Raw genomic sequence first — 5,764 nt, forward strand, 5'->3', positions numbered from 1 at the left:
CCTCCCTCCCCTATCCCAAACGCCCCTACCGCCGCATCCGGCTGGACGCCATGGCGGACGCGGAGCTGCTGCGCCGCAACAAGGCCCGGCTCAAGTTCTCCCGCAAGGTCTCCGCCGCCCTGGTGGAGGAGGCCGTGGACTCCCTGGCCCAGGCCAAAGCCATGCACGACGAGCTGGAGGGCCTCTACAACCCCCACGTGGACTTCGACCGGGTCTACCAGACGGCCCAGGCCATCACCGACGAGCTCACCGCCCGCCTGTAACCAAAAGGAGAGGGGGGGGGCTGCCGCGGATGCGGCACCCTCTCCTGCTGTTTGGGATAGGAATGGGAGGGGGGATTAAGCCTGAGGGCCGGCCTTGTGGTGCATGGCCACGGGCTTGACGTTGAAGTTGGAGCGGTACTCGGTCTCGTGCCAGAAGATATCCTCGGCCACCAGGCACTCGGGGTTGAGCTCCACCCCGTCCAGGATGATCTCCTTGAACTTCTTGTACCCGGCGCGGTCGATGAGGTGGCCGCCGTGGAGGTACTCGGGCTTGTAGTCCATGACCCAGGCGGAGAACTTCTGCCAGTTCTTGAGCACGCCAAGCACCACGTCCTCGGTGGCCCAGTTGAGGAACATCTTGCCGGTGCGGGGAGTCTGGCGGCCGGTGCGGCCGCCCAGGATCACCCGGTAGAACTTGGTCTCCTGGCGGGTCCAGGCGGAGGTGGGACAGGCCTTGACGCACTCGCCGCAGCCCACGCAGCAGCAGGGGTCCTTCTCGATCTTGCCGGTGCCCTCGTTGAGGGAGAGCACCCGGGTGGCGCCGTGCTCACAGGCGCGGACACAGGCGCCGCAGCCGATGCACCGCTCGGGGTGATAGGTCATGCGGGCCACGCCGATGATGCCGAAGTCGCACAGGTGGGCCTTGTTGCAGTCGTTGGGGCAGCCGGCGATGTTGATTTTGATATGGTAATGGCTGGGGAAGATGATGGGCTCGATCTTCCGGGCCAGCTCGAAGGTGTTGCAGTTGCCGCAGATGCAGTGGTAGTTGCCCACGCAGGCGGTGATGTTGCGGGCGCCGATGGTGGGGTAGCCGGCCTTGGGGTCCCAGGGCTGGGGCTCGTGGGCCACGGTGTCCATGTTGACGCCGCACAGCTCGGCGTCCACCTCTTTGATGTACTGCTCCAGATACTCGTTCACCGCGGGGATGTTCTCATACTTGATGCCGGTGATGTCGAAGGTCTGGCGGGTGCCGAAGTGGAAGTTGCCGTCGCCCCAGGTGTTGGCGATGTGCTCCACATAGCTGAGGTACTTGGCGTCCACCATACCGCCGGGCACGCGCATCTGGAGCATGAACTCGCCGGGCACCTTGGACTGCCGGAAGCAGTTCAGGCGCATCTTCTTGACATTGATATCATGATTCATCCTTCACACGCTCCTTCCTCAGTCCACCAGATCCCGGGCCACCGTGTAGGGGAACACGGGGCCGTCCAGGCACACGTATACCTCGTCGATGCGGCAGTGGCCGCACTTGCCCACGGCGCAGGACATCTTGCGCTCGAAGCTCATCCACACCTTTTCGGCGTCCACGCCGTTGTTCATCAGCTCCAGGCCGGTGAACTTCATCATGGGAGGGGGACCCACCACCACAACGGCGTAGTCGCCGTCGAAGGAGTCGAAGGGGATCTCCTTGACAAAGGTGGTGACCAGGCCGGTGCGCCAGCCCTCCTTGGCGTCGTTGTCCAGGGCATAGATGGTGGAGAATTTCTCCTTCCAGGCCTCCAGCTCGCTGTGGAACACGATGCCGTCCTCATTCTTGAAGCCGGAGATGAGGTGCACGGACTTGGCAAAGCCGGGGTCCGCCGCCAGCATGTTGAGCATGGAGCGGACGGGGGCCAGGCCGGTGCCGCCGGTGATGACCACCAGGTGCTTGCCCCGGAACTGCTCCACGGGCCAGCCCTTGCCGTAGGGGCCGCGGAGGAAGAGGGTATCCCCCGCCTCCTTCTCAAAGATCACGTTGGTGACCTTACCCACGGAGCGGATGGTGAACTCCAGCCACCCGTCGCCCTGGGCGGACACGGAGATGGGGGCCTCGCCGATCATGGGGATGGAGAGCTGCATGAACTGGCCGTGGGCGGGCTTCGCGTCGGTGGCCACGCGGAAGGTCCACTCATGGCGGCTCTCTTTCTTCACGCTCAGGATTTCACAGGCCTGAGGCTGAACCGGATTCGTCATTTCGTTCCCCTCCTTCTTACTGCTGGGCCAGGCCGGCCTTGATCTCGTTCACGGCGGCGTTGACCTTGTTAACGGTGGCGGAAATGGAGATGAGCTCCGGGCAGCGGTGGGTGCACCGGCCGCAGCCCACGCACATGTGGCCCTCGCCGAAGCGGGCCTTGTAGTCGTGGAACTTGTGGAGCACCTTGTAGCGCATCCGCTCGCCGGCAGTGGAGCGGAACTCCCGCTGGCCGGCCATCTGGTCGAAGCCGGCGATCTGGCAGGAGGCGGTGACGCGGCGGCGCTCGCCCACCTCGGGGTTGTCGCCGTAGATGACGTCGCGGGTGGTGAAGCAGGTGCAGGTGGAGCAGGCCACGGTACAGGCGCCGCAGGAGATGCAGCGGCCGTCAAACTCCTTCCACATGGGATGGCTCTTGAGGGCCAGGCGCACCGCCTTGTCGTCCAGATCGGGGACGGTGACCTTCAGCTCGTTCTCCTCCACAAAGGCGGGGGTGTAGCCGGCCTGGGGCATCCCCTCGAAGTAGGGGGCGAACGTCTCGTCGGTCACCTGAACCTGCACGCCCTCGTCGGAGAACTTCAGGGCCAGGGAGTAGTCGTCGGTCTTGTTGGTGCCCATGGACACGCAGAAGCAGGTGTCGTCGCCGCCGTTGCACTCCATCAGAGCGAATTTGACCTTCTCCCGCATCCGCTCATAATAGAGATCCGTATAGCCGCCGTTGCCCGCGTAGATCTTCGCCTGCACATGCTGGGCGTTGATGTCGCAGGGGCGGGCCAGAATCAGGATGGGCTTCTTGGGGCCCTTGCTGGCGCGGTACTCATCCTCTGTGAAGTAGAAGATGGCCTGCTGGATAGGGGTAAGAACCTCCTTGGCCGGGTAATCGGACTTGACCTGCCACACGATGTCCTCATAGTGCTCTACTTCCGCGTACTTGATGACATCCGTATCCGAGTAGCGGCCCTGCTTGGGGAAGCGCTTCGGGGCATAGACGCTGTAGTTCTGTTTGAGCGCCTGCAAAACGGCCTCTGCCTGTACGGCGTTCAGCGAGTAACCCATGCTGAATCCCTCCTAATTGAGTTAAGTTCTCCTTAAACATACCACCCGGGCCGCGGCGGTGAAAACTTTTAAATTGTTATGCTGCTATAATTATTTTTTATTTCTCCGGCAAAAGGGCTCGAAATTGCCAAACTTTTAACGAATTTCCCCGTTCTGTTGGATAAGACGTGCCCAAAATTTTTGCAGGCGACATGGCGTGACCGTAAAAAGCGCAGCCGCAAAGCGGCTGCGCTTTTTATAGTGTCCACAGGGCCCGGGAGGTCTCCCGCAGCTCCGCCTCAAAGGCGCTGTTCTTCCGCCAGAGGAAGGTGAACTCATGGGAGATCTGGAAGTCCGTGAGGGCTACCTGGCAGAGCGAGCCCTCGGCCAGCTCCTTCTCCACCGCCTTGCGGTAGAGGAAGGTGATGCCGCAGTCGGCCTTGACCAGCTCCTTGATGACGAACAGGTCGCTGATTTCCACAATGTGGCGGAAATCGCCCACGTGGTGGTTGCGCTCCTCCAGCACCCGCTCCAATACATCCCGGGAGCCGGAGCCCTGGTTGCGCAGGATGAGGTTCTCCCCGAACAGGGCGCTGAGGGGCCGGGGGGCCGCCTGGGCCAGGGGGTGAGCCGCCGCGCACACGCAGACATAGGGCTCCTGGGACCAGATGATGTAGTCGTACTCGCTCTTGCGGAAGTAGCCCTCCACCACGGCGAAGTCCAGCTCGCCGTCATTGATCATCCGCAGCAGAATCTGGGTGTTTTCCACCAGCATGTGGACATCCACGCGGGGATTGCGCTTCATATAGGCGGCCAGCCGCTCCGGCAGCAGGTATTCCCCGATGGTCAGGGTGGCCCCGAAGCGGATGGAGCGCCGCCCCAGGCGCAGATCCTTCACATCCCGTTTCAGCTTCTCCTCGTCGTGGAGCATGCACAGCGCGGCATTGCGCAGCAGCTCCCCCTCCTCGGTCAGCGCGAGGCGCTTGTTTTGATAGGAGAACAGCTTGACGCCGTAGTAGCTCTGGAGATACTGGATATGCTGGGTCACCGCGGGCTGGGTGATGTTCAGCTCCTCCGCCGCCCGCGTGTAGTTCCGGTGGCGGCACACCGCCAGAAAGGTATCCATCCGAAAATCAAGCATCGCAGTTTTCCCCCTTTCCCCCAGTATACTCCAAGAAAGGCCGGGGGAAAAGGGGCTATTTTGCGCGCAGCCCCTCGGGCCCCCGCAGACGCCAGCCCATGCCGCCCATGACCCCCTCCGGCAGCTCTGCCTCGTAGCGGTTCAGCCACCGGGAGAGAACGCACAGCAGCGCCCACACCCCGGCCTGGACGGATTCCGCCCCCTCCAGGTAGTTCCGCAGGGTATCCACCCGGTGCAGCGCGCGGTACATATCCCTCGCCATCTGAAGGCGGGGGACCTTGCACCGGCGGACCAGCCGGGTATAAAACCGCGCTTCGTCCATCTCCTCCTGCCGCCCCCACTCCAGGATCCACCGGATATACCAATAGCCCTTCCGGGTCCGGCTGATGCCCAGATAGTGCAGCAGCGCCGCCGCCTGATTTTCCTCTGGAATTTGAACACAACTCATATTTGTACCCCCTACTTTTCTTATTTGACTATTTATAGTAGTTTCTATAAGTAAATATAAATTATAAATAGTCATATTTCAAGAAATAAATAGTAAAATTAGTCACAGGAAATAGGAAGGGGGGTTGCTCATGGAGGAATTTGTCGCTGCACGTCTCTCTCAGTTACTCCGTCGAAAGGGTGTTTCCGCACGGGAGGCCAGTCGTCAAATTGGCCTGAGCGACACCTATCTGAATAATGTGGAAAATCAAAAACTTCTTCCATCCATGCGGAACTTTTTCCGCATCTGTGATTATTTCGGCGTAACACCCATGGAGTTCTTTGATGATGGGCGCCGATATCCCTCAAAAATCCGGCATCTCATGGATGAACTGGTGCAGTTGAGCGATGCGCAGTTGGATGCGGTAACGGCCGTGGTGGAGAACATGCGGAAGCCCTGAGTGATTTGTCGAATAGTCTTGCAATATATTTATATTTAACTTTCATTTTGAGCGCGGTCCCGGCGGCAATCCGCTGGTTGACCGCGCCCTTTTTCGTAGAGGCCGACGTCCCAGGGCAGCCTCTCTTGCCCCCCATTGGGACATTCACTGTCGCAGCCCTGTAGGGGCGGCCTTTATGGCCGCCCGCAGGCGATCGCCAGGGCCGCCTCAACGCTCCTCCGCGTAGGGGCCGATGCCCACATCGGCCCGCCTTATTCCGGGCTGAAGCGCCTTCCATGTTACCCTTTTTGACACCTGTTTTCTTGTCATGCCTCCGGCGGGCCCCTTTCTGAGTGGCCAGAAAGGGGCGAAAGAGCCAGTTAAGGCGGGGGATTCCGATTTCCCCCGCCTTAACAATCCACCCCTTGAAACGGGGGGGGGGGGGGGGGGGGGGGGGGGGGGGGGGGGGGGGGGGGGGGGGGGGGGGGGGGGGGGGGGGGGGGGGGGG

6 protein-coding genes and 1 pseudogene are annotated in these 5,764 nt (G+C 61.5%); 2 read left to right on the top strand and 5 right to left on the bottom strand.

Annotated features, from left to right (window positions below):
- Positions 1-263 (top strand): annotated as a pseudogene (locus ACESY8_RS19300) (hypothetical protein); the annotation flags it as partial.
- Between the two features lie 75 nt (positions 264-338).
- Here the strand turns inward: ACESY8_RS19300 and asrC are convergent.
- From asrC to ACESY8_RS19325, 5 genes are all read right to left on the bottom strand, one after another.
- Positions 339-1,406, bottom strand: a complete 1,068-nt coding sequence (asrC, locus tag ACESY8_RS19305) for a sulfite reductase subunit C (protein WP_009261327.1) — start codon at positions 1,404-1,406, stop codon at positions 339-341.
- Between the two features lie 18 nt (positions 1,407-1,424).
- Positions 1,425-2,216 carry an anaerobic sulfite reductase subunit AsrB gene (gene asrB / locus ACESY8_RS19310; protein WP_009261326.1) on the bottom strand — a complete coding sequence of 264 codons (792 nt, stop codon included), beginning with the start codon at positions 2,214-2,216 and terminating at the stop codon, positions 1,425-1,427.
- Between the two features lie 16 nt (positions 2,217-2,232).
- Positions 2,233-3,270, bottom strand: a complete 1,038-nt coding sequence (gene asrA / locus ACESY8_RS19315; protein WP_024724921.1) for an anaerobic sulfite reductase subunit AsrA — start codon at positions 3,268-3,270, stop codon at positions 2,233-2,235.
- Between the two features lie 235 nt (positions 3,271-3,505).
- Positions 3,506-4,390: a LysR family transcriptional regulator gene (locus ACESY8_RS19320; RefSeq protein ID WP_021632342.1), complete on the bottom strand. Its 885-nt coding sequence runs from the start codon at positions 4,388-4,390 to the stop codon at positions 3,506-3,508.
- A gap of 55 nt (positions 4,391-4,445) precedes the next feature.
- The gene (locus ACESY8_RS19325; RefSeq protein WP_054338663.1) at positions 4,446-4,838 is read right to left on the bottom strand and encodes a hypothetical protein; all 393 of its coding nucleotides are present in this window, start codon (positions 4,836-4,838) and stop codon (positions 4,446-4,448) included.
- Positions 4,839-4,968: 130 nt separating this feature from the next.
- Between ACESY8_RS19325 and ACESY8_RS19330 the strand changes: the two genes are divergently transcribed.
- The gene (locus tag ACESY8_RS19330; protein WP_054338662.1) at positions 4,969-5,277 is read left to right on the top strand and encodes a helix-turn-helix domain-containing protein; all 309 of its coding nucleotides are present in this window, start codon (positions 4,969-4,971) and stop codon (positions 5,275-5,277) included.
- Positions 5,278-5,764: the final 487 nt, after the last annotated feature.

This window comes from Clostridium sp. ATCC BAA-442 (assembly GCF_964239415.1).
Taxonomy (GTDB): domain Bacteria; phylum Bacillota; class Clostridia; order Oscillospirales; family Oscillospiraceae; genus Flavonifractor; species Flavonifractor plautii.